The sequence below is a fragment of the Halopseudomonas phragmitis genome (assembly GCF_002056295.1).
GTDB classification, from domain to species: Bacteria; Pseudomonadota; Gammaproteobacteria; order Pseudomonadales; family Pseudomonadaceae; genus Halopseudomonas; species Halopseudomonas phragmitis.
This window is the reverse complement of the sequence record NZ_CP020100.1, coordinates 3,957,886-3,983,468: the sequence shown is the minus strand read 5'-3', so window position 1 is coordinate 3,983,468 and position 25,583 is coordinate 3,957,886. Positions and strand designations below refer to the sequence as shown.

Here is a 25,583-nt window from a genome sequence, read left to right as displayed (position 1 = left end):
CTCGCGGACTATTTGGCTGTTTTGTGCCGAGAATCTGTGATGTCGGTCATAAACTTGAGTTCTGCTGTCTGGACAGTCGGTGAAAGACGGTATAATGCGTCCTTATGTTGACGCCAATTTTATGACTTACGGATAGTTGGTCACATTTTGCAGGGTAAGCTCCGGTGGCGTTGTTCATGACAAGCACGGCTTGTCCGGAGAAAGCGCATGTCCCAGGATTCCAAGGTTGTTCACATAGGTGGTGTCCGACGCTCAAGTGAGCCGGTTCCGGTATCCACCCTTCCGACGTTGTTGTTGCCTGTGCGCGACAAGGCGCTCGGATATTTGCGCGCGACATTGGCAGCCCTGTTCGACAATGCCGACGACAGTCTGTTCGAGATGGCTGACCGGGCCGGCAGCAACGCCGATCAGACTCTGTTTTTTGAAGCCATGCGTCTGGTCCGCCTGCAGCGTCACGCCATTGAAAAGAGCTGTACCGATGGCCTGGTACGTGAGCTTGAAGAGCTAAATCGACCCGAAGTTTCACCGGTTGGCGGATTGTCATTTGAGCTGGATACCCTGGCCTTGGTTCAGCCTGATGAGCTGGAGCAAAGCGTTGCACTGGATAGCATGGTGGGCCGGGTAACCGCGCGCAACCAATTGCCGTTGGCGCACCTAGCGACCCGGATCAATAGTCTGGTCAAGCGCAACATTGAGGAACGCAGCAATCCTCTCGGACCGGCGTTGCTGGCCAAGGTATTCGCTGACAGTCTGGTCACATTGCAACTCGACATCAAAGTTCGGCTGATCATTTTCAAGCTGTTCGAGCGCTATGTGTTCAACCCGGTTGACCAGCTCTATGCCGAACTTAATGAACAATTGATCGCCGCGGGCATCATGCCTGATCTACGCTTGGCGCAGGTCGGGCGTGGTGCGGTTCGCTCGGCTCCTGGCACCGGTAGTGTTGAGCGTGGTGGTATTCAGGTTCGCGAGCAGGAAGAGCAGCAAATTTTGTCACTGTTCAGTGATCTGATCGGTAGCTGGCGGCATGCCAGTGGCGATGCTGCCCTGTCGGCACTGGGTACTCCGGGTGCCGTCCCCCTTCCCAGTCATGAATTGCTCAGCGTGTTGGCACAGCTGCCGGCTGGCGATCTGGCTGCTGAAGACATGGGTGGGGCTGGTTTGCGGACCAGGGTCCAGCAATTACTGAACAGTCGACGCCAGGCAACCGGCGAGGCGCGCACCCTCAATCGGATTGACGACGATGTCATCAATTTGGTGTCGATGCTGTTTGACTTCATACTTGATGATAACGAACTGCCGGCAGCGCTTAAGGCTATGATCGGACGCCTGCAGCTGCCGATTCTACGGGTGGCGATTGCTGACAAAAGCTTCTTTAGTCAGTCGGCCCATCCAGCTCGACGTCTGCTCAATGAGCTGGCGCGGGCAACGCTGGGCTGGAGTGATCATGATGACCTGCGCCGCGACCAGTTGCATGGCTTGCTGGAATCTATCGTTGAGCGGTTGCTGGCTGACAGCCAGCCGGGCCCTGAGTTGTTTGAAGCGTTGTATGGCGAGTTAACCGGGTTTGTGCGTTCCGAGCAGCGTCGTTCGGAGCGTATTGAGCAGCGTACCCGCGACGCGGAGTTGGGGCGTGCGCGTATTGAGGCCGCCCGCAGCGAAGTGGCGCGCAGTCTCAACAGCTTGTTGATAGGGCGTGTGCTGCCGGTGTTCGTGGTCGATCTGCTGCGCGACACCTGGAGCCAGGTTATGCAGATAACCTGGTTGCGCGAGGGTGGCGAGGCGCCAGCCTGGCGTCAGGTGGTGGCGGTGGCAGAGCAGCTGGTGGCTGGTATCGAGCCTTCCGATGAGCCGCTGGAGCGTCGTCAGAGTATGCATCTGGCTGTGCGTCGTGCCCTGCAGAAGGGTTTTGCCCTGATCGGCCAGGATGATGCGCATAGTAACGAGTTGCTGCAGCGCCTGGAGGGGTTGCAGGCCCGAGTGTTGGATCAGACCGTATCCAGGGTTGAGGCGGTGGTGGCTGAACCAGCATTCGAGGAACCTGAATCTGATCAGAGCGTCATTTCTGAGCCAGAGCCTGCGCCGCCGGCGGTCGAAATCTGTGAGCCGGTGATGCCTGAGTCGGAGTCCGAAGCTGTACCTGTCCTGGTGGACGACCTGCCCAGTGTCAAGGCCAGTGCCTGGATCGAGAGTCTGCATACTGGCGGCTGGTTCGAGCTGGCGCTGAGCAGTGAGCAGCCGGTCCAGCGTTGCAAGCTGGCGGCGATCATTGCCTTTAGCGGCAAGTATATCTTTGTCAATCGTAACGGCCTTAAAGTCGCCGAGTTCACCACGGCGGCGCTGGCCCAGCACTACGACGCTGGCCTGGTGCGCCTGCTTGATGACAATCAGCTGTTCGACCGGGCGCTGGAGTCGGTGATCGGTAACCTGCGCAAGATTCAGGCGGCGCGTCACTGATTCACGGTCGCCTGCCGGCGGCTTCCCGGCTTCTTAGTGGGGTCGGGGTGCGTCTGGCGGGCAGGCCTGCTAGCATAGGGCCTCCTCTGTGAGCGGAGTTCCAAGCCGATGCAGGTCAATGAAGGCTGGCTTAGCGGGGTGATTCATTGCCCCTCGCCACATTTCAATCAACGGCCGACCGGCGAGAGCATCTCCCTGTTGGTAATTCACAACATCAGTCTGCCGCCAGGCGAGTTTGGCGGTGGGTATGTTCAGCAGTTCTTTCAGGGGCAGCTCGATAGCGCGGCCCATCCTTACTTCACCTTTATTGCCGGAATGCAGGTCTCCGCTCACTTTCTGATTGAGCGTACGGGCCAGATCACCCAGTTTGTGTCCTGTCTGGATCGTGCCTGGCATGCCGGGCAATCGCGGTATGCCGGGCGAGATCAGTGCAATGACTTTTCGATCGGCATCGAGCTCGAAGGTGCCGATGATGTGCCCTACAGCGACGCCCAGTACCAGGCTCTGAGTGCATTGACTCAGTGTTTGCGCAAGGCCTACCCGGCGATTACCCTGAGTCGGATTACCGGGCATGAGCACATTGCACCGGGCCGCAAGACTGACCCGGGGCCTGCCTTCGACTGGGGACGTTATCTGCGCAGTCTGCGTCAATCCCGCTGATCCGGGGCTACAAGGAGAGTCACTATGAGTTTTCTGGTACTGGTGCTGGTCGCCTTGATCTTGCGCTTCACACCTTGGCGCAATGGGTTGCCGATCGATGTGTGTGGTCGCTGGAGTACCTGGCTGCAGGTGCGTCTGGGCAATCATGCCGAGTGGCAGCGGATACTGCTGCTGATGTTGCCGCTGTTACCCCTGGTAATCCTGTTGTGGTGGGTGCAGGGCATGGCGTATGGGCTCTTCAGTCTGGTGCTGCATGCGGCTGTATTGCTGCTGTGCGTTGGGCGCAGTGACCCGCTGGGCTCGATGACCAGCGAGTTGGAACAGGCTTGGGCGCGCGGTGATCAGGAAGCTGCCAGTCTGGTAGCTGAGCGGGAGCTGGGCATTGTCTGTGATGAGCCGAGTGGGTTACTCAGGGCTGTGCGTGGTCGGTTGGTTTGGGAGGCTTGCCATAGCTATTTCGTGCCGGCTTTCTGGTATTTGTTGCTGGGTCCGCTTGGAGCTTTGGGGTATCGCCTGCTGGCTAGCGCCAGTAGCGAGAAGGGTGGGCTGGCCAATGTGTTGAGCCACTCTCTGGAGTGGCTGCCAAGCCGCCTGTTAGGGCTTAGTCTGGCGCTGGTCGGGCATTTCGACGCTACCCTGGCGGTTTTGCGCAGGCAGTTTGCGCGCTGGGAACTGAGCAATGCTGAACTGCTTGAACAGTGCGCCGATGCAGCCTTGCAAGATGGTGCCTCGACACCGGAGCATGAGGGCATATTGGCCAGTGTCCGGATGTTGGTTAAACGTTCGTTGCTGGTGTGGGCAGTCTTTATTGCGCTCTATGCTGTGCTGGGTTAAAGATGCCGGCGTATTAGCCGATAGTAGCGGTGTAAGACATTTAATCATGGCTCGATTGCCTGGCAGGCGAGCCCATAACCGCAAGGAAGACTGACAACGAGCCAGGAGGCCGCTTAATAATCATAACGATAATGGCTATGCCGGCGTTTGGCGCCTGCGGCCAGTCCCGAGAGCGACGGGGCGTTGTATTTGAGGAGAATTCTGCGTGAACAGTCTTCTGGCACCCGCCATAGCACTGATGAACAGGTTGAGCTACGGCATGAAGTTCTGCCTGATCAGTGTCCTGTTTTTCGTCCCCCTGCTTGTGGTCAGCAGTATGCTGGTCAAACAGTCCTTTGAACGCGTTCAGTTGTCCCAGCATGCACTGGACAGCCTGGAGCTGGTACGCCTGACCCAGGAGGTGGTCAAGCGGGCTGAAGTATTGAGAGATCTGGATCTGATTTCCTTCCATCTGGGGCAGGGTGATCAGGCCGCAGCGCTGGAACAGCGGACTCTGGAGCAACGCAACCAGATCATCGAGGCACTGCGTGGCCTGCCTTATCGCAATGGTGATGCTAGCGCGGCCGATATGATCAAGCAGCGTGATGAGCTGTTGGCCTTCTATACCCGTATTGGCCAAGAGTCGATCCGCGCCCGGGCCGACATGTCGTCCCAGGCTTATGGTGCTTCGCTGTCGCTGTTGTCTGTGACGGCCAGCTATGCGGGGCTACTGCAGGACTTCGATGCACTGGTACGGCAACTTGGCGCGCTGGTGGTGGATGGTATTCCCCAGGTGACGGGAGCTTTGGGTCATGGTCGGGCGGTCGGTGGTTATGCGATGGGGCAGGGCTATCTGAGCTCGGACGCCAGTCGGGAAATGGACGATCTGGTCGATAGCATGGGGCGCTTGCAGGCCGACTACCAGCAGGCGCTGGGGCTCATTCAGAGTCATCCGGATTTAGCTGGGTTGCGCACGGCGGCGCAAGCCAGTTTAGCTACAGTGGAGCAGACCCGTGAGATCTTCGAGGAAGACATCATTCTGGCCAACAGCCTGGATGGTAACTGGGCCGGGTTCTTCCAGCGCATCAGTGCCGAAATCGACAAATCCTATGCGTTGGGGTCGGGTATCCTCAACAGCCTGGAGCGGGTGCTTGAACAGCGTCTGGGGGCCAATACCCGGGCCACCGTGTTGCTGGTGGTCGCGCTGGTACTGGTGATCGTGCTGATCATCTATCTGTATGCTGGCTTCTACATGGCCACCCGCAGAACCCTGAAGAAGTTGTCAGTGCAGATGGGGCAAGTGGCGCGGGGCGATATGACGGTCCAGGTCGAGGTTGACAGTCGCGACGAGCTGGGCGCGCTGGCTGCCGAGTTCAATGACAGTATCGGCCGGATTCGCGAGCTGATTCGTCAGGTTGGTCAGACCTCCAATCAGGTTCAGCAGCAGTCCGAGCAGGTAGAAAGTATCTCGGCCGAAAGCAGTCAGGCGGTGGCTGCTCAGCGCAGCCAGATCGAGCAGGTGGCTACAGCCATGAATGAAATGGCTGCTACCTCGCAGGAGGTGGCACGCAGTGCTGCTCTGGCTGTGAACAATGCAGAGCAGGTCAACACTGAAACCCTCAATGGCCGGCAGCGAGTCGAGGCTTCGGTCGATGGTATTGAGAAGCTGGCGCGGGAAATCGAGAACTCGGTGAATGTGATCAACCGGCTGGCCGATGACAGCGCTTCAATCAGCCGGGTGCTGGATGTGATCAAGGGTGTGGCCGAGCAGACCAACCTGCTGGCGCTGAATGCGGCCATCGAGGCAGCCCGGGCCGGCGAGCAAGGTCGGGGGTTTGCTGTGGTGGCCGATGAGGTGCGTACGCTGGCGCGTCGGACCCAGGAGTCGACTGAGGAAATCGAGCAGATGATCGTGCGCCTGCAGGATGGTGTGGGGGCTGCGGTTAAGGCCATGGGTGCCAGCCACAGCATGACTGGCGAGGCGGTGGATGCGTCCTTGCAGGTGCAGCAGGCGCTGGGCAACATTCTGGCAGCGGTAACCCAGATTGTTGATCAGAGCCAGCAGATCGCCGCTGCGGCCGAGCAGCAGACCGCAGTCAGCCATGATATCGATCAGAACATCGTCGAAATCAACCATGCAGGTGAACGCACTGCCGAGGGGGCCCGCCAAGCCGAGCAATCCAGCAACCGCATGGGGCAACTGGTGCAGGAGCTGCAGCGAATCGTCAGTGCTTTCCGGGTCTGAGCGTTCTGGTTGTGGAATCAACGCCCCGGCTGGTCCGGGGCGTTGTCGTTATAAGGTGCTATTGCGGTTTGGGCTTGGGTGCCCACAGCACTTCGGGGGTGCCCTCGGCCTTGGCGATGCAGCGAGCAACGACAAACAGCAGGTCTGACAGCCGGTTCAGATAGATTGGGGCCTGCGGATTGACATCGTCCTGGCGTGCCAGGCTCAGATACCGGCGCTCTGCCCGGCGGCACTGGCTGCGGGCCAGGTGGGCCTGGGCCACGCAGCGTGAGCCGCCGGGCAAAATGAAGTTCTTCAGCGGTTCCAGTTCGGCGTTGTAGTCATCAATCAGTTGCTCCAGTGCGCTCACATCGCCGGCATCGATGATGTGGTGGCCGGGGATCGCCAATTCTCCGCCAAGATCAAACAGGCGGTGCTGAATTGGTCCGAGCAGCGCGGTGAACCGGTCCAGACCCTGCCCGGCCAGTTCGGCCAGCAGCACACCGAGCTGGCTGTTCAGCTCATCGACACTGCCCATGGCTTCGATGCGTGGGTGATCCTTGCCAATGCGCTGGCCGTCAGCCAGGCCGGTGTCCCCCTTGTCGCCAGTGCGGGTATAGACTTTGCTCAGGCGGTAGCCCATGGTAATCGCGCTCCTAACAGCAAAAAACACTAGGTTAGCGTGAAACGGGCCGAGGCAACATATCAGTTGTGCGGCAGCCCCAGTGTGTGGAGCAGGGTTTGCAGCTCCTCGTGCAGGGATGTCAGTGCCGGGGTAGGTAGCCCTCGCTGTCTGGCCTCGCGGCAAGCGTAGCCAAGAATGTAGTCGATCTCGGTGCGGCGACGGGCATGGATATCCTGACGCATGGATGAACTGTTGCCGGCGGTGGCCTGGATCACGCTGTGGATACGCTCCCCCAAGGCTTGGCGACCAGGGCTGCGAGCGGCAATGCTGAGCAGGCTGTGCAGCTCATCAATGACCTGTTCAAGCTGGATTCCGGCCCGTGCCGGCACGTCACCGTTACGGCAGTCGAACAGGGCGGTGAAGGGGTTGATCGCGCAGTTCACCGCCAGTTTTAGCCAGAGTACCTCAAGGATTCGGCTATCCCAATGCCAGACGATCCCGGCCCGGTCTAGCTGATTCAGCCACGCGGGAGCTGCACCGCCTTGCGGGTCGCCAATCCGGGTTTCGCCGATACCAGCCCAGCAGACGTGGCCGGGGGCCGGGCTCCAGGCGCCGTCGGTCACACTGGCAAACAGGACGCGGGCATTGGGGAGCAGGGCCTGGGCCTGTTGCTGGCTACCCAGACCGTTCTGCAATAGCAGGCAGTCGCTCTGGTCCAGCAGTGCAACTGGCAGGCTGCTGAGTGCGCTGTGCACTTCATGGGCCTTGGTGGCCACGATCAGTTGCTTAATGGGCTCATGGCAGTCGCTGATCGGCAAGGTCTCAATCGTCAGTAGCTCGCGCTTGCCTGCCTGTTCAAAGATCAACAGGTTGTTTCGGCTCTGCCATTCGGCCTGGCGCCGGGCATCTCGCAGGAGCAGGCGGCAGGGCAGGCCGGCGCGAGTCAGACGTGCCGCCCACAGCAGTCCCAGGCTACCGGCTCCGAGTATATGCAGCATCAGCCGTCCGTTACGGCACTTCAGTGATCAGGTTGGTGGCGTAGGCCTGTTCCAGTTGCTGTTCCACCTGCTCCAGCCAGGCGCTGGCATCAGCTTGGGACTGGCGTTGGCTGGCTGAGCCCAGGGCCATGCCGGCGCGAACCGAGAGATAGCCCTCGCTGGTTTTGAAGGCCTTGAGATTGAGGCCGTCATGCAGGCGGCGGAAACTGTTGGGTTTGCATTCCAGTGGGTCATCGGCCAGGGTGACGATGGCAAAGGCGTTGTTGCTGACCCGAGCGATCACGTCGGTGGGGCGGACCAGTTGTTGCAGGCGGCGGGCTATTCCCTTGAGCAGTTCCTGGCGCACATCTTCACCGAATCGGTTGCTCAGTTCGTCGAGATTCTGTACGCCGAGCACCAGCAGGCAGCAGGCACCACCCCGGGCTTCAACGTTGCGCAGGCTGTCGCTCAGGCGCTGGAGCAGGTAGCGGCGGTTGCCGATGGCGGTCAGGCTGTCGACCAGATTATGAGCCTCGAGTTGCGCATTATTGACTGCCAGCAGGCGGTTCTCGTCGAGCAGGCGGTTGATCAGTTGTGAGGTTCGATCAGCAGCGTAGATGCGTGGCAGCAGTTGCTCGTTCATGGCCGATTTGCTGATGAAGTCATCGACCCCGCGATCGAAGGCTTCGCCCAGTACGTTGTCGCCTTCGCGAGCCGTCAGCAGGACAACATAGGTGTAATGGTCGCTTTGCTCGTCAGCCTGGCGGATGCGGGTGGTCAGCTCCAGGCCATCCATTTCCGGCATCAGCCAGTCGGCGACCATGACGCTGGCCGGGCGTTGTTCATGCATGGCCAATGCGTCCATGGCGGAACTGGCGAACCGGATATCGGTATAACCCGCTTGAGACAGGGTATGGCCGATAACCGCGCTGCTGAATTTGGTATCGTCCACCACCATGATGCTTAACTGCGGGTTGGGCATGGCAAGGCTTCCGTTCAGGGTCTATGTCGTTTGAGGCTATAATGCCACGAGCTTGTGCTGTTGTTTTGCTATGAATGTCATAAAAAACGTGTTTTATCGAGGTTAATGCATGCCATCGTTCGATGTGGTGTCCGAATTGGACAAACATGAAGTCACTAACGCCGTGGACAATGCGGTCAAGGAGCTGGACCGGCGCTATGACCTGCGTGGCAAGGGCAGTTTTGAGTTCAAGGACAAGGATCTGCTGGTGCAGTTGACGGCCGAAGCGGACTTTCAGTTGGGGCAGATGCTGGAGATCCTGCAAATGAGCCTGATCAAGCGCAAGATCGATATTCAGTGCCTGGAGATCAAGGATGCCTATGCTTCTGGCAAACTGGTCAAGCAGGAGGTTGTGCTGCGTGAAGGTATCGACAAGGAACTTGCCAAGAAGATCGTGGCTCTGATCAAGGACTCCAAGCTCAAAGTTCAGGCGGCGATCCAGGGCGATCAGGTCCGGGTAACCGGCAAGAAGCGTGATGATCTGCAGGATGTCATGGCCTTGCTGCGTGGCGCCAAGCTTGAAATGCCGCTGCAGTTCAATAATTTTCGCGATTGAAAAAGCGCTGATTGAATTTAAAGTCGGTGTCAGCCCCAGCAGGGCTGCTGGGTTTTCGTGTAATTAAAAAATCAGGAGAAGGTAATGGAAGATGTTATGACCCAATTGGATGGTCTGCAGGAGGCGTGGTTGCCGCTGGTCATGCAGTACGGCGGTCAGGTGCTGCTGGCGCTGATCACCCTGTTGGTCGGTTGGTGGATCATTGGGCGGATCAGCACCACCGTGCTGCGGCTGATGGAAAAGCGCAGCGTCGAGGCGACCTTGCACGGTTTCATCGGCAATTTGGTCAATATTGGTCTCAAGGTTCTGTTGCTGATCAGTGTCGCCGGCATGATCGGTATTCAGACCACTTCGTTCATCGCGCTGATCGGTGCCGCCGGTTTGGCTGTCGGTCTGGCGCTGCAGGGCAGCTTGGCTAACTTCGCCGGTGGTGTACTGATTCTGTTCCTGCGTCCGTTCAAGGTCGGTGAATATATCGAGGCTCAGGGTACGGCCGGTACCGTGGACAGCATCCAGATCTTCCATACCGTACTCAAGACTCCGGACAACAAGACCGTGGTGATCCCCAACGGTAGCCTGTCCAATGGCAATATCATCAACTATTCGCGCCAGCCGACCCGGCGGGTCGACATCAATATCGGTATTGACTACGGCGATGATGTGAAGAAGGCCCGCGAGATTCTGCTGCGTCTGGCTCAGGCAGATGCCCGGGTGTTCAAGGATCCGGCGCCGGTGGTCTGGTTGGTGTCGTTGGGTGATAGCTCGGTCGATCTGTCCCTGCGTATGTGGACCAAGACCGAGGACTACTGGGGCGTTTTCTTTGACACCATCGAGGCGGCCAAGGAAACCTTCGACCAGGAAGGCATTACCATCCCATTCCCGCAGCGCACCGTGCACATGGTTGCGCAAGCCAGCAACGGTTGATCTGTTTGGGGGCGTCTATGGCGCCCCCAATAGTCTCTTGGGAAACACTGATTACATCAGCTTCGGTGTTGGCCCAATTGTCGCTGACCTGTTCTGGACACGCCGTGAACCCCCTCCGGGTCCGGCCAACCGATCACAGATCGGTCGGCGTTCGGCTGCGCACCAAGCATGCTTGGTAAACGCTTGCCTCACCCCTGGGGGCTTGACGATGCCCGTCCGGGGCATCGACAGTCCAGAACAGGTCAGCGCCAACCGGGCTGCTGGGCTTGCGTGCAATTAATCAGTGTTTCCCTATCCCTCATCAATCCCTGGGCGCCTGCTGCGGTCGGGGTGCGCCACCTTCAGCAATATCGCCACCAGAATGATCGCCGGAACCCCGGTCAGGGCGGTGATGATGAAGAACATCTCCCAGCCGACATGCGCGGCCAGAACTCCGGTGAAGCCGGCGGCGAACTGCCCCGGCAAGGTCATCAGTGAGCTGAACAGCGCGTACTGGGTGGCAGTGTAGGCGGTGTTGGTCAGGCTCGACAGGTAGGCGATGAAGACCGAGATTGCCAGGCCGCCGGTGATGTTGTCGGCAATAATCGCCATTACCAGGCCATGCTGCTGGGGACCGATATGCGCCAGCCAGGCAAAGGTCAGGTTGGTCGCCGGGGCCATGAAGGCGGTAAACAGCAGAATCGGTGCAATCCCGAATCGAGCCACCAGGACCCCGCCGATGGCGGCGCCAGCCAGGGTCATGGCCAGACCGAATGCGGCAGCAATATTGGCAATTTCAGCCTTGCTGAAGCCCAGGTCCAGATAGAACGGATTGGCCATCACGCCCATGAAGATATCGCTGATGCGAAAACAACCAATGAACAGCAGGATGATCAGTGCGGCTTTGCCATAACGCTGGAAAAACTCGGCGAACGGGCAAACCACGGCACCGATGAACCAGGCTGTGATGCTTCTGCGCCATCCATTGTGTTGGGTATTGGCCAGGTAACTGTTGACCCGCTGCTCGAACTGGGCCGTCGACTGGGTAACCGCAACCTTGGGTTCGGCGATGATCAGGGTGGTTATGATGCCGACCAGCATCAACAGCGCCATACACAGATAGGCCAGAGTCCAGCCGTTGACTACGGTGATCAGTCCCCAGTCATAGAACAGGGTGCGCAATGAATTGAGCACCAGGTTGATGGCCAGGCCAATACGTGACCGGCCACCAGCTTCCTCGGTGTAGGCCGGTGGTGGGGCTGCGGGGTCCAGGGCGGCGATGTGCAGGGCTCCGGCCCCGGCGGCAAGGATCGCCACCCGGTAACCGGTGACATAGGTAGCGGCCATGGCCGCCTGGCGATGCTTGGCTTCAGCCTCGACCCGGTAGGCGTCGATGGCGATGTCTTGGGTGGCCGAGCCAAAGGCGGTTAGAATGCCGAACAATGCGATCAGGCCCAGATTTTCGCGTGGATCGGTCAGCGCCATTCCCAGCAGGGAGCCGGCGATAACTACCTGAGCCAGTATCATCCAGGCCCGGCGCCGACCGAGCCAGCGGGTCAGCAGCGGGATAGGGGCCCGGTCAATCACGGGAGCCCAGAGCACCTTGATCGAGTGGGCCATGCCGACCCAGCTCAGAAAGCCGATGGCGGCCAGATCAATGCCCAGGTCGCGCAACCAGGCACTGAAGGTGCCACCAACCAATAACAGCGGCAGACCGGCGGAAAAACCGAGAAACAGCATGCCCAGAACCCGGGGATTGAGGTAAACCCGCAGCCCTTCGTGCCGGGAGCTATTGGCCAGGGTTTCGCTGTGTGATGCTTTCATGGAGTTCCTTGGGGGTATGGGGCTCAGTCCGGCCAGCCATAACGTTTCATATTGACTCGTCGACCGCTGACCATAATGCCTTCGTCCATCAGTCGGCGGTATTGTTCCTGACCGGCCGGGCTATCGGCCGGCAACGACAACTGGCCCTGGCTGTTGATCACTCGGTGCCAGGGCAGATTGCTGCCCTCTGGCAGTTGTCCCAGCCAGCGACCTACTTGCCGGGCGCCTCGTCCCAGACCTGCTAGTTGGGCTAGTCTGCCGTAGCTGGTGACCCGACCAGCGGGGATGCTGGCCAGCGCTTGCAGGAAACGTTGCCAGGATTCATTGGTCGAACCTTGGGGAATGCTTGCTGGCGCTGGTGGCTGGGGCATGAATAGTAACGCTCGAATCTGAAATGATGTTAAGGATGTTGTATGTGGTGCAGGCCGTACTGTCTTTTGTTGTTGCTATGTTTCAGCTTGCCGACCCTGGCCGACACTCTGTGGCTCGACAACGGTGATCGACTAACCGGCAAGATCGAACTGCTTGAGGGCAGTAAGCTGGTAATAGTGACCGATTTTGCCGGTCGGGTGACGGTGGATGTCAAGCGAATCCGCACTCTGGAGAGTGATCGGACCCTGCTGGTCAAAACCCAGGGGCAGGCTGAACGGGCCATGGGGCTGATGGCTTCGGATACTCCGGGCACTGTGCTGCTGGTCAATGGCCTGCCAGAGCCCCAGGAATTGCCGATCAGCGCGATCCGGCAGATGCTTGAGCCGCAGCCGGTGATCGAGGACTGGGTCTGGGAAGGCAAGGCCAATGTCGCGCTGGATATCAAGGATGCCGAGACCGATCAGCGTGACCTGGATATCAGTATCGACACCCAGGCCCGCCACGGCGACTGGCGACATGGGTTAGCCTATGAGTTCGAGCGTGACTTTCGCAATGATGTGAAGAGTCGGCACGTCTGGGATGCTGAGTACGATCTGAGCTGGTTTTTTGCCGATCAGTGGTTCTGGCAGACCAGCGCCAGTTATCAGCGCGACCTCATAGGCGATATCGAGCGCCGTATACAGTTTGGTATGGGGCCAGGTTATGAGTGGTGGAATAGTGCTTTGGGGCGTTTTGAAACCTCGGCCCGGCTGGACTACCTGCAGCTGGACGAGCGCACGGGCGAGACCTGGCATACCAATGCATTGGCGCTGGAGTGGGACTACCGACGCTTTTTGTTTGGCAAGCGTTTCCAATTGTTCCACAAGGCTGAAACCCTGATTCCCGACGATGATGCAATCCGCTATGCGGTTGATGCCGAGCTGGGGTTGCGCTATCTGCTCAACAGTTGGATGGCACTTAGCCTGAGTACCGACTGGGACTATCTCAAGACCACTGACGATACCGGGACCAACTACAAGCGCTATCGGTTAGGGCTGGGGGTCAACTGGTGAAACTAAAGGCCCGGGCCACAAGTAGCCCGGGCCGGGCGGCTAGATGCGCAGACCACCATCGAGTTCAAGGATGCGACCGGTGTAGTAGTCGTTCTCGAACAGGTAAGCCGCCGAATGAGCGATTTCGGCTGGCTTACCCATGCGCTTGAGCGGAATGCCGGAGGTCATCTTTTCCAGTGCCTCGGGTTTCATGCCTCCGGTCATCTCGGTTTCGATGAAGCCTGGGGCGATACCGGCCACGCGGATGCCATAACGCGCCAGTTCCTTGGCCCAGACCACAGTCATGGCCGCGACCCCGGCCTTGGCTGCTGAGTAATTGGACTGACCAATGTTGCCGGCGCGGGAAATCGAGGAAATGTTGATGATCAGGCCCTGGTTACCCAGCTCGATCATCTTTGCTCCAACTTCACGGGTGCACAGGAACACGCCGGTGAGATTGACGTCGATCACCGACTGCCATTGCGCCAGGCTCATCTTTTGGATTTCGCCGTCCTTGCTCTTGAGCAGCAGGCCGTCACGCAGGATGCCGGCATTGTTGATCAGACCGTTGATAGCGCCGAAGTCACTGGCTACCTGGTTGACCATATCAGTGACCTGTTCTTCATTGGCGATATTGCACTGATAGGCCCGGGCATCGCCACCGGCAGCCTTACAGGCGGCTACTGCTTCGTCCAGTCGCTCCTGATTCAGGTCGACCAGCGCCAGGCGGGCGCCCTTGGCGGCGAGAAATTCGCCCATCGAACGGCCCAGGCCCTGACCGCCGCCGGTAATGATGATCACGCTATCTCTCAATTGCATGCTTGGCACTCCTCATAGCCAATGAAATCGGATGGGAAAACAGGGCTGCAAGCATGCACCAGATGGGGTGAATAGAGAAGACCCGTTTGGCGTATTTGGTCATCTTTTGACTTTGATGTCGGCATGGCTACAAATACAGCCATCCGTCGGCCTGTCTTGAAACGGTCGGACTGCGTACCCATATAAGGGTTTTGGTCACTGAGAGCTGAGGCTTGCATGCCGTTTTTCCGATTTCTTCTGTTGCTGGTGCCGCTGCTCGAACTGGCCGGCTTGATCCTGCTGGGGCAGGCCATCGGCGTGGGGATGACCCTGTTGTGGGTGCTGGTCAGTGGTTTGCTGGGCATTGCTTTGATTCAGCGCCAGGGTTGGGCAATGGTTCAGCGCCTGCAGGTGCAAATGGCGCATGATCGCTCGCCGTTTGCCGTCTTGCGCTCTGGGTTCTGGGGTGTCCTGGCGGGCGTGCTGTTGATGTTCCCAGGGGTGATTACCGATGCGCTGGCGATTCCCTGCCTGCTGTTGGCCTGGCGCAGTCGTGGTCAGCCGGCTCCGGGGGAACCGGGTGGTCCGCAGGTCTGGCAGCGAGGTGGTCACACCATCATTGAGGGCGAGTGGGAAGCCAAGTCCGAGGCCGAGCGCCGCACTGACCGGCAGATTGGCGATCAGTGAAAAAATTTGCTGTGCGCCCCTTGAAATGGCTTGCCTGGTCCCCATTAAGGATTCACCCGTTTTGACGAGCCCGCCACGGCGGGCAGCAGGACAGTGACGCGACTCTGCAACAGAGGTCCGTCCTTCAGGCCGCAAGGTCTGGTTTTTTAACACGAAGTGCCGGTCTACCGGCCAATGACATTCAAATTGGGAGACTCACAACGATGAAAATCCGTCCGTTACACGATCGCGTGGTCGTTCGTCGCAGCGAAGAAGAGACCAAAACCGCTGGCGGTATCGTTCTGCCGGGCTCTGCCGCAGAAAAACCGAATACCGGTGTGGTGATAGCTGTGGGTACCGGGCGTCTGCTGGACAACGGTGACGTACGTCCGCTGGCCGTCAAAGAGGGCGACAAAGTGGTTTTCGGCCCCTATTCCGGTAGCAACACCATCAAAATCGATGGCGAAGAGCTGCTGATGATGAGCGAGTCCGAAATCTACGGCGTGCTGGAAAGCTGAGCACTGGCTGGCAGATCCCCAACGAATTCATTGAAGGAAAGCAAACATGGCTGCTAAAGAAGTTAAATTTGGTATTTCCGCCCGTAACAAGATGCTCGACGGCGTCAACACCCTGGCCAATGCGGTCAAGGCTACCCTGGGCCCGAAAGGTCGCAACGTGCTGATTGAGCGCAGCTTCGGCGCGCCGCTGATCACCAAAGACGGTGTGTCCGTAGCCAAGGAAATCGAGCTGAAAGACAAGTTCGAGAACATGGGTGCGCAACTGGTCAAGGACGTTGCCTCGCGCGCTAACGATGACGCCGGTGACGGTACCACCACTGCTACTGTACTGGCTCAGGCCATCGTTACCGAAGGCTTGAAAGCCGTTGCTGCCGGCATGAACCCGATGGACCTCAAACGTGGCATCGACAAGGCCACCGTCGCCATCGTCGCTGAACTCAAGAATCTGGCCAAGCCCTGTGAAGACTCCAAGGCCATCGCCCAGGTAGGTACCATCTCTGCCAACTCCGACGATTCGATCGGCAAGATCATCGCCGAAGCTATGGATCGCGTCGGCAAGGAAGGCGTGATCACTGTTGAGGAAGGTTCTGGTCTGGAGAACGAGCTGTCGGTGGTTGAGGGCATGCAGTTCGACCGTGGTTACCTGTCTCCCTACTTCGTCAACAAGCCGGAAACCATGTCCGCCGAGCTGGATAACCCGTATCTGCTGCTGGTTGACAAGAAAATCTCCAACATCCGCGAACTGCTGCCGGTTCTGGAAGCCGTTGCCAAGGCTGGTCGTCCGCTGATGATCGTAGCTGAGGATGTAGAAGGCGAAGCCTTGGCTACTCTGGTAGTCAACAATATGCGCGGTATCGTCAAGGTTGCTGCGGTCAAGGCCCCGGGCTTTGGTGATCGCCGCAAGGCCATGCTGCAGGATATCGCCATCCTCACCGGCGGTACCGTAATCAGCGAAGAAGTTGGCCTGAGCCTGGAGAGCGCTGCTCTGGAGCACCTGGGTCAAGCCAAGCGCGTTCAGATCAACAAGGACAACTCGACCGTGATCGACGGCGCCGGCGCCCAAGTGGATATCGAAGCCCGTGTGGCCCAGATCCGCAAGCAGGTCGAAGAAACCACTTCCGACTACGACCGTGAAAAACTGCAAGAGCGTCTGGCCAAGCTGGCTGGCGGTGTTGCGGTAATCAAGGTTGGCGCAGCCACCGAAGTGGAAATGAAAGAGAAGAAGCATCGCGTTGAAGACGCGCTGCACGCTACTCGCGCCGCTGTTGAAGAAGGCGTAGTACCTGGTGGTGGCGTGGCTCTGGTTCGAACCCTGGCTGCCATTGAAGGCCTGAAGGGTGACAACGAAGACCAGAACGTCGGCATCAAGCTGCTGCGTCGTGCGGTCGAAGCGCCGCTGCGCCAGATCGTCACCAACGCCGGTGAAGAAGCTGCTGTGGTTCTGCAGAAGGTCAAGTCCGGCGAAGGTAACTTCGGTTACAACGCTGCGACTGGTGAGTACGGCGACATGATCGAGATGGGTATTCTCGATCCGGCCAAGGTTACCCGTAGTGCTCTGCAGGCTGCTGCTTCGGTTGCCAGCCTGATGATCACCACCGAGGCCATGGTTGCCGAGCTGCCGGAAGAGAAGCCGGCCATGCCGGACATGGGCGGCATGGGTGGTATGGGTGGCATGGGCGGCATGATGTAAGCAGTCCGTCGCTCAGACGCTCCGAAAACCCGGTACCGTAAGGTACCGGGTTTTTTGTTGCTGGAGATACTGTCCGTGAGTCGGTGCTGGGCTACACTCGGTGGCACAATGATGCCGGGGTAGGCTCTGTAGCCTGATTTGGCTATGCAACGTCTTTCTTAGCGTCCCTGCCTTTACTGGAAACCGATACATGGCTGATGTGACCCCGGTGTTTGAGCGGCAAAGCGCCCCGCGTGGGCAGTTCTGGAAGATGACTCGGCTGTGTTGCATATGGGCTGGCTCGATTGACGCGGCCTTTTTTGTGCTTTTTCTGCTGTTGGGCTCACCGATCCTGGCCTGGATCAATATCATCAGTATTGCGATGTATGCGACCGCCATTTGGGCGCTCAAGGCCAGGCGCAACCGGCTGGCGGTAGCGCTGATCTGGATCGAGGTTACTGTGCATGCGGCCCTGGGCAGCCTACTGATCGGCTGGGACAGTGGTTTCCACTATTTTCTGCTGATGTTCATTCCTGCCCTGTTTGCCGGCATGCGTACCACGCGTCATGCCTGGTATGGCGTGCTCGGGCTCTGGGCCTTCTATGTCGCATTGGATCTTCTGATGCGCTTTGTCGAGCCCTTGCAGCCAATCAGTCCTGCGGCGCTGTTGTGGGTCCATCTGTTCAATCTGAGCGTAGTATTTCTGATGTTCAGCTATCTGTCGGTGTTTTACGTCGGTACGGTTACCCGGGCTGATCGCCATCTGCGCCGGATGGCCGCGACGGACGCTCTGACAGGGCTCTACAATCGCCGTTATGTGATCAACCTTCTGGAGCGGTCCCAGGCTGAGGGTGCGGAATTTGGGACCACAGCCTTGCTGTTGCTGGATGTCGATCATTTCAAGGCGATCAATGATCAACACGGACATGAGGCCGGCGACCTGGTGTTGCAGGCGGTCAGTCGTGCGATCAAGGCCTGTGTGCGTGAGCAGGACACTGTAGCGCGCTGGGGTGGCGAAGAGTTTCTGGCGGTATTGCCCGGTAGTGATCTGGAAAGTGCGCGCACCATAGCCGAGCGGGTCCGGCAGGCGGTGGAGCAGGCGGGCACTGGCCTTGCGTGTCCATTGTCGGTCAGTATCGGGATCAGCACGCATCAGGCCGGAGAACCGCTCAACAACAGCATTGCCCGTGCCGATGAGGCGCTTTATCGCGGCAAGTCCGCCGGGCGTAACCGGGTTGAGCTGGCCACGAACTGAGATCGGTTGAGGCGGTTGTTTTCAGAATGTAAGACATTGCCTACATGCGTTGTAAGTCAACGTTGCTGCGTGTTGTGCGTGCTGAGAGGAAATATCTTTAGTTTTTTTAGTAACATGCTGTTTTTTAAAGGTTTATTGTTTGTTGTGGTTGAGAATATGTCTTATTCATGGGCTTGTGCGGGAGTCGTAACGCGATATTATGTGCCCATGCGTTAGGGACAACGCTGTTCGGCAGGGAGCTGAACTAGGGATGATCAGGATGACGACGTCAGGATGACGGGACACGGATAGCACATAGGGAATAAAGAGTGGGCGGGTTTATCCCGCCCCTTTTTTTTGCCTGAAATTTTTTGCCTGAAATTTGCCCTGGGCGGACATAAAAAGACCGACACAGGGTCGGCCTTTTTCGCGGTTTGCTGCTGGCGCTTAGCGCTCCAGATACTGCAGCTTGTCCGGCACACCATCCCACTCTTCAGCGTCGGCCAGCGCATCCTTCTTCTCGGTGATGTTCGGCCAGACGTCCGCCAGCTCAGCGTTCAGTTCGATAAACTCCTGCTGATCTTCTGGCACTTCGTCTTCGGAGAAAATCGCATTGGCCGGGCACTCAGGCTCGCACAGGGCGCAATCGATACACTCGTCCGGGTGGATCACCAGGAAGTTGGGGCCTTCGTAGAAGCAATCGACAGGGCAGACCTCAACGCAATCGGTGTACTTGCACTTGATGCAGTTGTCGGTAACAACAAAGGTCATGGTGGCTCTCCATCAGAATCAGGCGGTCGCAAAACGTGGCGCGTAGTCTAGCAGTTTTTATCGGCTGGTACAGACGCTGGCGGGGTTTTGCTACCGCACAGCGCCATTCATTGGGGCTTCAATGAAAATGACTATCATTTCTCGAAAGATCACGACAGTTCCGCTTTCCATTGGTATAGCAGTTCCAGGGCCTGACGAGGGCTGAGATCGTCAGGCTTGAGCTGTTGCAGGGCCTCCACCAAAGGGTGGGGGGCGCTGGCGAACAGATCGTTTTGCAGTGGCTGCTCGGCTGCCCGGCCTGGCGTACCGGCGTGTTGTGCAAGGCTTTGCTGCTCAAGCTGATGCAGGTGTTGGCGCGCACGTTCAATCACCGGACGTGGCACCCCGGCCAGTTGTGCTACCTGCAGACCGTAACTCTGACTGGCTGGCCCGGGCTGGACGTTGTGCAAAAAGACGATGCGCTCGTTGTGCTCGGTGGCATTGAGGTGCACGTTGGCAACGCCGGGGTCGGTGTCGGCCAGCGCAGTGAGCTCGAAATAGTGAGTGGCAAACAGGGTAAAGGCGCGTACCCGGGCCAGATACTCGGCGGCTGACCAGGCCAGCGACAGGCCGTCGAAGGTGCTGGTGCCGCGACCTACTTCGTCCATCAATACAAGGCTGGCCTCGGTGGCGTTGTTGAGAATGTTGGCGGTCTCGCTCATTTCGACCATGAAGGTAGAACGGCCACCGGCCAGGTCGTCGCTGGAGCCAATCCGGGTGAAGATGCGGTCGACACAGGACAGCTCAACCCGGCTGGCCGGGACATAGGCGCCGATATGGGCGAGCAGAACGATCAGGGCGGTCTGGCGCATGTAGGTCGATTTACCGCCCATGTTCGGGCCGGTAATGATCAGCATGCGGGTTTCAGGGTCCAGGTTCAGGTCATTGGCCACGAACGGGGTGTCCAGTACCTGCTCGACCACCGGATGCCGGCCGCCCTCAATGACAACCTGGTTATCATCGACAAACCGCGGGCGGCAGTAGTCCAGGCTGCTGGCGCGCTCGGCCAGGGTTGCCAGCACGTCGAGTTCGGCCAGGCTGGCGGCGCTGTCCTGCAGGCTGGCCAGATCCTCATTGAGGCGATCGAGCAACTCGTCATAGAGCTGTTTTTCCCGTGCCAGAGCCCGGCTGCGGGCCGACAGTGCCTTGTCTTCAAACTCTTTCAGCTCCGGGGTGATGAAGCGCTCGGCCCCCTTGAGGGTCTGACGACGCTGGTAATCGATCGGCGCCTGATCGGCCTGGCCGCGTGATAGTTCAATAAAATAGCCATGTACGCGGTTGTAGCCGACCTTCAGGGTCGACAAGCCGGTACGTTCGCGTTCGCGGGTTTCCAGATCGATCAGGTACTGGCCGGCGTTTTCGCTGATGTTCTGCAGTTCGTCCAGTTCGGCATCAAATCCGGGGGCGATGACGCCGCCGTCCCGGATCAGCGCCGGTGGGTTGTCGATCACCGCACGGGCCAGCAGTTCGGCCAGTTCCGGGTAGGTGCTGACCTGTTCGGCCAATGCCCGCAGGTGCGTAATTTCCAGTGGCGCCAGCGCCTCCTGCAGTTGCGGCAGGGTAGCCAGAGCGTCGCGTAGCCGGGCCAGATCACGTGGCCGGGCTGAGCGCAAAGCGACACGGGCGAGAATACGCTCAATGTCGCCAATACCTTTGAGGATAGGTCGAATATCTTCGTGATAGTGCTGGTCGAGCAGGCCGGCGATGCTGTCCTGACGCGCCGTGAGTATGCGCATGTCGCGCAGCGGGCGGTTCAGCCAGCGCGCCAGCAGGCGGCTGCCCATGGCGGTGGCAGTGTGGTCGAGCACATCGAGCAGGGTGTTGTCACGCCCGCCCGAGAGGTTGCTGTCGATCTCCAGATTGCGCCGACTGGCGCTGTCGATCACCACGCTGTCTTCGAATCGCTCCTGGCTGATCGCACGAATGTGTGGCAGAGCGGTACGCTGGGTTTCCTTGGCATAACCGAGCAGGGCGCCGGCTGCGCCTAGGCCAAGGGTCAGATCCTGGCAATCGAAGCCGACCAGATCCTGAGTGCCGAATTGCTGGGTCAGGGCCTTGAAGGCGCTGTCGCGGTCGAACTCCCAGGGCGCCCGGCGACGTACCGCCCGGCGGCGCTCGATCGGGGTGTTGGTTTCCCAGTCGTCGGGGATCAGCAGCTCAGCCGGGGCCAGGCGTTCGAGTTCGCCGAGCAGGGTTTCCCAGCCCTTGAGCTCCATGACGCAGAAGCGCCCGCTGTTGATGTCCAGAGTGGCCAGGCCAAAGCCGCGCTCGCTGCCGAGCAGGGCGGCCAGCAGGTTGTCACGGCGCTCATCGAGCAGGGCTTCATCGCTGACCGTGCCGGGCGTGATGATTCGCGCCACCTGGCGCTCGACCGGGCCCTTGCTGGTGGCTGGGTCGCCAACCTGCTCACAGATCGCGACAGACTCGCCAAGCTTGACCAGTTTGGCCAGATAGCCCTCGGCGGCATGAAACGGAATGCCGGCCATGGGAATCGGCTGGCCACCGGACTGGCCGCGGGCGGTCAGAGTGATGTCGAGCAGGCGCGCGGCCTTTTTCGCATCGTCATAGAACAGTTCGTAGAAATCGCCCATGCGGTAGAACAGCAGCTGATCCGGATGCTGCTGTTTGATGCTGAAATATTGTTGCATCATTGGCGTGTGCTTAGAAGCGTCTAATTTCTCTTTGCTCATCAGTGACTTACTTTAAGTTTCAGGATTTTGTGGGGCATGATTGGGGCGTTTTTCACTATCTTGCATTGCCTGCCAGATGCGCTGAATCTCACCTTCTGAGGCGTCGTTCATCCATTTTCCGTAGACCTTCACCAGCATGGTGAAGTCTTTGTGCCCCATCTGGTTTGCGATGAAGGCAAGGTTACCATGCGCGGTGATGCACCAGCACGCATAGGTGTGGCGCGTTTGGTAGGGGCGGCGTGGTCGGATGCCGGCGCGGCGCTGGATGTTGCCCCACTTGGTGTTCCAGGCGGTCGGCACAAACCAGTTGTTCACCTTCATTCTTCTGGCTTGCACCCTAGGCGACATCAGCGGTGTGATGGTGTCGGTTCTGCTCTGGTGCCTGTTGATTGCGACGTCAACGGTTTGCTGAGGGAATCCCCTGGCCAGCTTCATCAGCGTCTTGGCAGCTTCCAGCGCCGGCGGTAGCAGCAGGACTGTCCGGCTTTTCGTTGTCTTCGGCACCTTGAACGTGCCCCTGCTGGTGACAGATCGCACCACCTGCAGACATCCCTTCTTGATATCAATATCCTCCACTCCCAGCCCGCACAGCTCGCCTGGGCGCAGGCCGGTGTAGACCATCAGTGTGATGGCGGCGCTGTCCTGCTCGTGTAGGCATCCCTTCTCAATGAGCTGCTGATACTCCTCGCGGGTCAGCGGGTCTGGATCTTCCTCTGTGTTGTCAAAACGTGTGCAGGCGCTGGCCAGACCGGCCGGGGCGTACCCGTTCTTCTCGCACCACTCCAGCATCCCGGCGAACGTGGCCAGGTAGTGATTCACAGTGCTCGGCTTGCGGGTGGCAATCAACTCTGCGCGTAGGTTCTGAATATCCATAGGCATCAGTGTGCTGGCCAGTCGGTCAGGACCAAGCGTGTCGACCGTTACTTGCAGGGCATGCCGGTACCGGGCCTCTGTGTCCGGGGTAATATCTACCGCTTTGAGTGGCAGGTAGAGCGCCATCAGTTCATGCAGGCGTGCGGATCTGCTGGCTGGTCGTTCGCCTGCGTGCTTTGAGTCGGGGAACGCTTGGCCGTAGTCGAATGTGCCAGTTTTGATTGCATGAAGAACCGCCGCCCTTTTTTGGGCGGCGTGTTTGACGTTGGCTTTGGTGATCGGCAAGCCGAGGGTTTCACGGTGTCGCCTGCCTCGGTACATGAACACGATACGCAGACTTTTGCCGTGAACCTCAACCCCTGGCGACTTGGCCAGTTCGGCCTCTATGCCGCTTCCTGTGGTGCGCTCTCTGCCCAACGATCAAACTCCTCAAGGTTGATTAGGATTCTGCCATCCGGTGCTTTGCGCCACAGCTTGCCCTGTGGCCATACCCCGCCTTTGATCTTGTGCTGAATGGCGTTGACGGTGTAGCCGGTCAGTTCGGATGCGCGGTTGATCAGCACCCAGCGGACTGTGCTCATACTTGCACCTCCTGCCTGCTCAAGCTCATCGCTATCGGCTGCACCCAGACTTGCTTATCCCCCTCCACAAGCTGCGCTGCAGCACCACTCCCAAAGCGGAGCGGTGTGCTCGGTTCTGCTGCGTGGCGCACGCCTTGGGTGGGGGGATTGGCGGTTACGCGGTGGCTGCAAGGCTGGGGAGTAATGCCTGCCCCTGCGGGGCAGAGGCTCTTTATAGCGCTGCCGTTGGCTGGGTGAGGGCGACCATGTGGCGCGACGCTGTTGGTGGGTGTCGGGTTGTGGTCGCCGCCGCGCAGTAGCGCGGCAGGAGCTGCGGTGTAAGCGGCAGCGGGTGCTGTGCTGGTAGTCATGCGCAGTCTCTCCCTTCCGATAGGTAAGCCGGTGACGCTGGCTGGCAGGGCTGCTGTGTTTGCAGTGCCTGGCGGCGGTTGTGGGCAGTCAGCTCGCTGAAAAGCTGCATCTGGTACTGATGAAACGCTTCTTCGCTGCTCCAGGCGCGCAGCCGCTGGGCAAGTGGTTGGGTGCCAGACAGGCATGGCCATGGAGTTCCATCACCCGGCATCAGATCACGCTTCTCTGTGGCCAGGGCGATCATGTCGGCGTCGTGCACGCATGCCGGCAGCTCCGGATCGAGCCGGAAGCGGGCACAGATCGCGTGCCAGATGTGCTGCTCAATCTGGCGGGCGTCTGGCAGTAGCGCTTTGAAGGGGCGGGTGATGTCGCCAATGTACGCTTCGGTGGCGTCGTGCAGCAGGGCAATCAGGCGGTGCTCTGAGGGTACCAGCTTTGCCACCATGCAGCTGTGTTGCGCCACGCTGTAAAAGTGGTGGGTGTGGCCGTTGAAGCGGCACAGGTGCGCCAGTGCGTGTGCAATGTCGAGCGGGCTGACGTCCTCTGCGCTGGGGCGCATAAGGTCAAAGTGCTTGCCGGTGTGGGTGAGTATCCAGCTCATGCCGCACCTCCCTGCATTACCTGCGCTTCATCGTTTGGGCTGGCACTGTCCGGGCACGGAGGCGCTTGCTCTATCCAACCCAAGCGCGCGGCCATACTGCGGCACTCGTCGCGCAGTTCGCGAGCTGTCTTGGCTTGTGGTGCGTTGAAGGCATCAAAGGTGCGGGCGGCCAGATCCAGCGTGGCGGCGGCTTGTAGCAGGGCGCTGCGGTCGAATACCTGCAGTACTTTCACTTCACGCAGCCGGGCGCTAAGGTCCGCGATGGTTTGCTGCTGACGGTCAGCGATGTGCTGCTGCTCGCTCACCAGGCGCTCGTGCCGGCTTACCTTGTCGTTCAGTAGATCCTGCTGAATCTCGTGCTGCACGTCGCGTTCGCCGCGCCCAATGCGCAGGCCATAGAAGTACAGTGCGAGCGGTGCGCAGATCAAAATGCAAAGGCCTATAAGGGTGGTAGGTTGCATATCCATGGTGGTTGCTCCGTGGTTTATGGGGCCGGTGGTGGCGGCCTGTGAGTCAGGGTTCGTCTGGTGGTGCCAGGGTTTTGGCCAGCGTGTTGTCCGCTCGGGCGGCGCGCTGGTCTATGTAGGCGGCCAGGTGGTGAATCTCGATGTACTGGCGGGCCTCGCGGCTTTCTTCCAGTGTGGTGACCGGAAGGGGCAGGCGTGGGGTGCCAAGTACGCGTTTAAAGCGGTCTTCATTGACGTTGCGAAACAGGCGCTCGCGCAGCTCCTCGCGGGGCACCAGCACGGTGCCGAACATGCGAAAGAGCATGTCCAGCGTGCTTGGCCGGGGCGGCGTGTGCAGGCGCAGTACCTGTTGAGCTGTGTCCTCGGTCACGATGACTCCTTGTTTCGTTTCGGGTGGTTCCAGGCAATGGTCAGGTGCGTGCGCACCAGCGCTTGCCAGTGGGATGGGACCAGATCCATTGCAGCGCGGCGCTCGGCCAGTGTGGGCAGTTGCACAATGGCTGCTGCCCAAGCGCGAGGCGTGAGTGGCTGCACTGTCTGGCCGTTGCTGCGCAGGTTCTGACCATCAAGCAACATCTGCCCGGTCCGGTGGTGGCGGTGCGGGTGGTTGCATGTCGAGCTGGAAAGCGAGCCAGCGCAGCCCGTCCCGGCGAATGCGAGTAGAGCGGCTGTACTGCATGCCAAGTGATGGATGTGGCCAACTGCTCTCGTGCACGAACAGATAGGCACGGTGCTGCTGTGGCTGGGCGGGTAGGTTGCGGTCGTTCAGCAGCCGCTTGGCGCGCATGCGCTTGATTAGCTCCGGGCGCGTAATGCCCAGCGCCTTGGCGGCGCTTTGCAGTGTGTATGCATACATGGTCCA

General features: G+C 59.3%; 26 protein-coding genes. 11 read left to right on the top strand and 15 right to left on the bottom strand.

Annotation, left to right across the window (positions count from 1 at the left end; genetic code table 11):
- Positions 1-207: 207 nt before the first annotated feature.
- From BVH74_RS18400 to BVH74_RS18385, 4 genes are all read left to right on the top strand, one after another.
- Positions 208-2,457 (top strand): DUF1631 domain-containing protein, encoded by a 2,250-nt coding sequence (locus tag BVH74_RS18400; protein WP_080051509.1) that lies wholly within the window; start codon positions 208-210, stop codon positions 2,455-2,457.
- A 108-nt stretch (positions 2,458-2,565) separates the two neighbouring features.
- Positions 2,566-3,117 carry a 1,6-anhydro-N-acetylmuramyl-L-alanine amidase AmpD gene (gene ampD / locus BVH74_RS18395; RefSeq protein ID WP_080051508.1) on the top strand — a complete coding sequence of 184 codons (552 nt, stop codon included), beginning with the start codon at positions 2,566-2,568 and terminating at the stop codon, positions 3,115-3,117.
- 24 nt (positions 3,118-3,141) lie between these two features.
- On the top strand, positions 3,142-3,951 hold the full coding sequence (ampE, locus tag BVH74_RS18390) for a regulatory signaling modulator protein AmpE (protein WP_080051507.1): 810 nt from the start codon (positions 3,142-3,144) through the stop codon (positions 3,949-3,951).
- 205 nt (positions 3,952-4,156) lie between these two features.
- The gene (locus BVH74_RS18385) at positions 4,157-6,175 is read left to right on the top strand and encodes a methyl-accepting chemotaxis protein (protein WP_080051506.1); all 2,019 of its coding nucleotides are present in this window, start codon (positions 4,157-4,159) and stop codon (positions 6,173-6,175) included.
- 58 nt (positions 6,176-6,233) lie between these two features.
- Here the strand turns inward: BVH74_RS18385 and BVH74_RS18380 are convergent, their stop codons facing one another.
- From BVH74_RS18380 to BVH74_RS18370, 3 genes are all read right to left on the bottom strand, one after another.
- The gene (locus BVH74_RS18380; protein ID WP_080051505.1) at positions 6,234-6,797 is read right to left on the bottom strand and encodes a cob(I)yrinic acid a,c-diamide adenosyltransferase; all 564 of its coding nucleotides are present in this window, start codon (positions 6,795-6,797) and stop codon (positions 6,234-6,236) included.
- A gap of 62 nt (positions 6,798-6,859) precedes the next feature.
- On the bottom strand, positions 6,860-7,777 hold the full coding sequence (locus BVH74_RS18375) for a 2-dehydropantoate 2-reductase (RefSeq protein ID WP_080051504.1): 918 nt from the start codon (positions 7,775-7,777) through the stop codon (positions 6,860-6,862).
- Positions 7,778-7,787: 10 nt separating this feature from the next.
- Positions 7,788-8,738 carry a GGDEF domain-containing response regulator gene (locus BVH74_RS18370; protein ID WP_080051503.1) on the bottom strand — a complete coding sequence of 317 codons (951 nt, stop codon included), beginning with the start codon at positions 8,736-8,738 and terminating at the stop codon, positions 7,788-7,790.
- A 109-nt stretch (positions 8,739-8,847) separates the two neighbouring features.
- On the opposite strand from BVH74_RS18370, the gene BVH74_RS18365 reads away from it, so the two are divergent.
- Complete coding sequence (locus BVH74_RS18365) at positions 8,848-9,333, top strand: YajQ family cyclic di-GMP-binding protein (protein WP_080051502.1); 486 nt, start codon at positions 8,848-8,850, stop codon at positions 9,331-9,333.
- A gap of 84 nt (positions 9,334-9,417) precedes the next feature.
- Positions 9,418-10,257, top strand: a complete 840-nt coding sequence (locus BVH74_RS18360) for a mechanosensitive ion channel family protein (RefSeq protein ID WP_080051501.1) — start codon at positions 9,418-9,420, stop codon at positions 10,255-10,257.
- Positions 10,258-10,548: 291 nt separating this feature from the next.
- Here BVH74_RS18360 and BVH74_RS18355 read toward each other — a convergent pair whose 3' ends face one another.
- Positions 10,549-12,060, bottom strand: a complete 1,512-nt coding sequence (locus tag BVH74_RS18355; RefSeq protein WP_080051500.1) for an AmpG family muropeptide MFS transporter — start codon at positions 12,058-12,060, stop codon at positions 10,549-10,551.
- A gap of 23 nt (positions 12,061-12,083) precedes the next feature.
- Positions 12,084-12,431: an MGMT family protein gene (locus BVH74_RS18350; protein ID WP_080051499.1), complete on the bottom strand. Its 348-nt coding sequence runs from the start codon at positions 12,429-12,431 to the stop codon at positions 12,084-12,086.
- A gap of 42 nt (positions 12,432-12,473) precedes the next feature.
- Between BVH74_RS18350 and BVH74_RS18345 the strand changes: the two genes are divergently transcribed.
- Positions 12,474-13,484, top strand: a complete 1,011-nt coding sequence (locus tag BVH74_RS18345) for a DUF481 domain-containing protein (protein ID WP_080051498.1) — start codon at positions 12,474-12,476, stop codon at positions 13,482-13,484.
- A gap of 39 nt (positions 13,485-13,523) precedes the next feature.
- On the opposite strand, the gene BVH74_RS18340 is transcribed toward BVH74_RS18345, so the two are convergent.
- Entirely contained in the window at positions 13,524-14,282 is a 759-nt protein-coding gene (locus BVH74_RS18340) for an SDR family oxidoreductase (protein ID WP_080051497.1), read from the bottom strand.
- A 216-nt stretch (positions 14,283-14,498) separates the two neighbouring features.
- Here BVH74_RS18340 and BVH74_RS18335 point away from each other — a divergent pair, with 216 nt between their 5' ends.
- The 4 genes from BVH74_RS18335 (at position 14,499) to BVH74_RS18320 (ending at position 18,369) form a co-directional block, all read left to right on the top strand.
- Positions 14,499-14,948, top strand: a complete 450-nt coding sequence (locus BVH74_RS18335) for an FxsA family protein (RefSeq protein ID WP_080051496.1) — start codon at positions 14,499-14,501, stop codon at positions 14,946-14,948.
- Between the two features lie 203 nt (positions 14,949-15,151).
- Positions 15,152-15,445 carry a co-chaperone GroES gene (locus BVH74_RS18330; RefSeq protein ID WP_080051495.1) on the top strand — a complete coding sequence of 98 codons (294 nt, stop codon included), beginning with the start codon at positions 15,152-15,154 and terminating at the stop codon, positions 15,443-15,445.
- A gap of 46 nt (positions 15,446-15,491) precedes the next feature.
- Positions 15,492-17,135 carry a chaperonin GroEL gene (groL, locus tag BVH74_RS18325; protein WP_080051494.1) on the top strand — a complete coding sequence of 548 codons (1,644 nt, stop codon included), beginning with the start codon at positions 15,492-15,494 and terminating at the stop codon, positions 17,133-17,135.
- A gap of 190 nt (positions 17,136-17,325) precedes the next feature.
- A complete protein-coding gene (locus BVH74_RS18320; RefSeq protein WP_080051493.1) occupies positions 17,326-18,369 on the top strand; it encodes a GGDEF domain-containing protein in 1,044 nt (347 codons plus the stop codon).
- A 426-nt stretch (positions 18,370-18,795) separates the two neighbouring features.
- Here BVH74_RS18320 and fdxA read toward each other — a convergent pair whose 3' ends face one another.
- The 9 genes from fdxA to BVH74_RS18275 form a co-directional block, all read right to left on the bottom strand.
- Positions 18,796-19,119: a ferredoxin FdxA gene (fdxA, locus tag BVH74_RS18315; protein WP_080051492.1), complete on the bottom strand. Its 324-nt coding sequence runs from the start codon at positions 19,117-19,119 to the stop codon at positions 18,796-18,798.
- 149 nt (positions 19,120-19,268) lie between these two features.
- Positions 19,269-21,848, bottom strand: a complete 2,580-nt coding sequence (mutS, locus tag BVH74_RS18310; RefSeq protein WP_231705546.1) for a DNA mismatch repair protein MutS — start codon at positions 21,846-21,848, stop codon at positions 19,269-19,271.
- A 12-nt stretch (positions 21,849-21,860) separates the two neighbouring features.
- Positions 21,861-23,138 carry an Arm DNA-binding domain-containing protein gene (locus tag BVH74_RS18305; protein ID WP_080051490.1) on the bottom strand — a complete coding sequence of 426 codons (1,278 nt, stop codon included), beginning with the start codon at positions 23,136-23,138 and terminating at the stop codon, positions 21,861-21,863.
- Positions 23,105-23,302, bottom strand: coding sequence for an excisionase family protein (gene xisR, locus BVH74_RS18300; RefSeq protein ID WP_080051489.1), 198 nt, complete (start codon positions 23,300-23,302; stop codon positions 23,105-23,107). The genes BVH74_RS18305 and xisR overlap by 34 nt, the downstream gene beginning before the upstream one ends.
- A gap of 346 nt (positions 23,303-23,648) precedes the next feature.
- Entirely contained in the window at positions 23,649-24,254 is a 606-nt protein-coding gene (locus tag BVH74_RS18295) for a phosphohydrolase (protein ID WP_080051488.1), read from the bottom strand.
- Positions 24,251-24,721: a hypothetical protein gene (locus tag BVH74_RS18290; RefSeq protein WP_080051487.1), complete on the bottom strand. Its 471-nt coding sequence runs from the start codon at positions 24,719-24,721 to the stop codon at positions 24,251-24,253. Before BVH74_RS18290 ends, BVH74_RS18295 begins: the two co-directional genes overlap by 4 nt.
- A 46-nt stretch (positions 24,722-24,767) precedes the next feature.
- Complete coding sequence (locus BVH74_RS18285; RefSeq protein WP_231705545.1) at positions 24,768-25,091, bottom strand: pyocin activator PrtN family protein; 324 nt, start codon at positions 25,089-25,091, stop codon at positions 24,768-24,770.
- Positions 25,088-25,297, bottom strand: a complete 210-nt coding sequence (locus BVH74_RS18280) for a hypothetical protein (protein ID WP_080051486.1) — start codon at positions 25,295-25,297, stop codon at positions 25,088-25,090. Before BVH74_RS18280 ends, BVH74_RS18285 begins: the two co-directional genes overlap by 4 nt.
- On the bottom strand, positions 25,287-25,577 hold the full coding sequence (locus BVH74_RS18275) for a phage antirepressor KilAC domain-containing protein (RefSeq protein ID WP_080051485.1): 291 nt from the start codon (positions 25,575-25,577) through the stop codon (positions 25,287-25,289). The genes BVH74_RS18280 and BVH74_RS18275 overlap by 11 nt, the downstream gene beginning before the upstream one ends.
- Between the last annotated feature and the right edge of the window lie 6 nt (positions 25,578-25,583).

Excerpts from the sequence above, each read along its gene's own strand:
- BVH74_RS18380 (WP_080051505.1), bottom strand. The coding sequence starts at position 6,797 with ATGGGCTACCGCCTGAGCAAAGTCTATACCCGCACTGGCGACAAGGGG.
- BVH74_RS18355 (WP_080051500.1), bottom strand. The coding sequence starts at position 12,060 with ATGAAAGCATCACACAGCGAAACCCTGGCCAATAGCTCCCGGCACGAA.
- groL (WP_080051494.1), top strand. The coding sequence starts at position 15,492 with ATGGCTGCTAAAGAAGTTAAATTTGGTATTTCCGCCCGTAACAAGATG.
- BVH74_RS18275 (WP_080051485.1), bottom strand. The coding sequence starts at position 25,577 with ATGTATGCATACACACTGCAAAGCGCCGCCAAGGCGCTGGGCATTACG.
- BVH74_RS18370 (WP_080051503.1), bottom strand. The coding sequence starts at position 8,738 with ATGCCCAACCCGCAGTTAAGCATCATGGTGGTGGACGATACCAAATTC.
- BVH74_RS18365 (WP_080051502.1), top strand. The coding sequence starts at position 8,848 with ATGCCATCGTTCGATGTGGTGTCCGAATTGGACAAACATGAAGTCACT.
- xisR (WP_080051489.1), bottom strand. The coding sequence starts at position 23,302 with ATGAGCACAGTCCGCTGGGTGCTGATCAACCGCGCATCCGAACTGACC.
- BVH74_RS18345 (WP_080051498.1), top strand. The coding sequence starts at position 12,474 with ATGTGGTGCAGGCCGTACTGTCTTTTGTTGTTGCTATGTTTCAGCTTG.
- BVH74_RS18360 (WP_080051501.1), top strand. The coding sequence starts at position 9,418 with ATGGAAGATGTTATGACCCAATTGGATGGTCTGCAGGAGGCGTGGTTG.
- BVH74_RS18290 (WP_080051487.1), bottom strand. The coding sequence starts at position 24,721 with ATGGATATGCAACCTACCACCCTTATAGGCCTTTGCATTTTGATCTGC.
- BVH74_RS18335 (WP_080051496.1), top strand. The coding sequence starts at position 14,499 with ATGCCGTTTTTCCGATTTCTTCTGTTGCTGGTGCCGCTGCTCGAACTG.
- BVH74_RS18280 (WP_080051486.1), bottom strand. The coding sequence starts at position 25,297 with ATGTTGCTTGATGGTCAGAACCTGCGCAGCAACGGCCAGACAGTGCAG.
- BVH74_RS18350 (WP_080051499.1), bottom strand. The coding sequence starts at position 12,431 with ATGCCCCAGCCACCAGCGCCAGCAAGCATTCCCCAAGGTTCGACCAAT.
- ampD (WP_080051508.1), top strand. The coding sequence starts at position 2,566 with ATGCAGGTCAATGAAGGCTGGCTTAGCGGGGTGATTCATTGCCCCTCG.
- mutS (WP_231705546.1), bottom strand. The coding sequence starts at position 21,848 with ATGAGCAAAGAGAAATTAGACGCTTCTAAGCACACGCCAATGATGCAA.
- BVH74_RS18375 (WP_080051504.1), bottom strand. The coding sequence starts at position 7,777 with ATGCTGCATATACTCGGAGCCGGTAGCCTGGGACTGCTGTGGGCGGCA.
- BVH74_RS18400 (WP_080051509.1), top strand. The coding sequence starts at position 208 with ATGTCCCAGGATTCCAAGGTTGTTCACATAGGTGGTGTCCGACGCTCA.
- BVH74_RS18295 (WP_080051488.1), bottom strand. The coding sequence starts at position 24,254 with ATGAGCTGGATACTCACCCACACCGGCAAGCACTTTGACCTTATGCGC.
- BVH74_RS18320 (WP_080051493.1), top strand. The coding sequence starts at position 17,326 with ATGGCTGATGTGACCCCGGTGTTTGAGCGGCAAAGCGCCCCGCGTGGG.
- ampE (WP_080051507.1), top strand. The coding sequence starts at position 3,142 with ATGAGTTTTCTGGTACTGGTGCTGGTCGCCTTGATCTTGCGCTTCACA.
- BVH74_RS18340 (WP_080051497.1), bottom strand. The coding sequence starts at position 14,282 with ATGCAATTGAGAGATAGCGTGATCATCATTACCGGCGGCGGTCAGGGC.
- BVH74_RS18330 (WP_080051495.1), top strand. The coding sequence starts at position 15,152 with ATGAAAATCCGTCCGTTACACGATCGCGTGGTCGTTCGTCGCAGCGAA.
- fdxA (WP_080051492.1), bottom strand. The coding sequence starts at position 19,119 with ATGACCTTTGTTGTTACCGACAACTGCATCAAGTGCAAGTACACCGAT.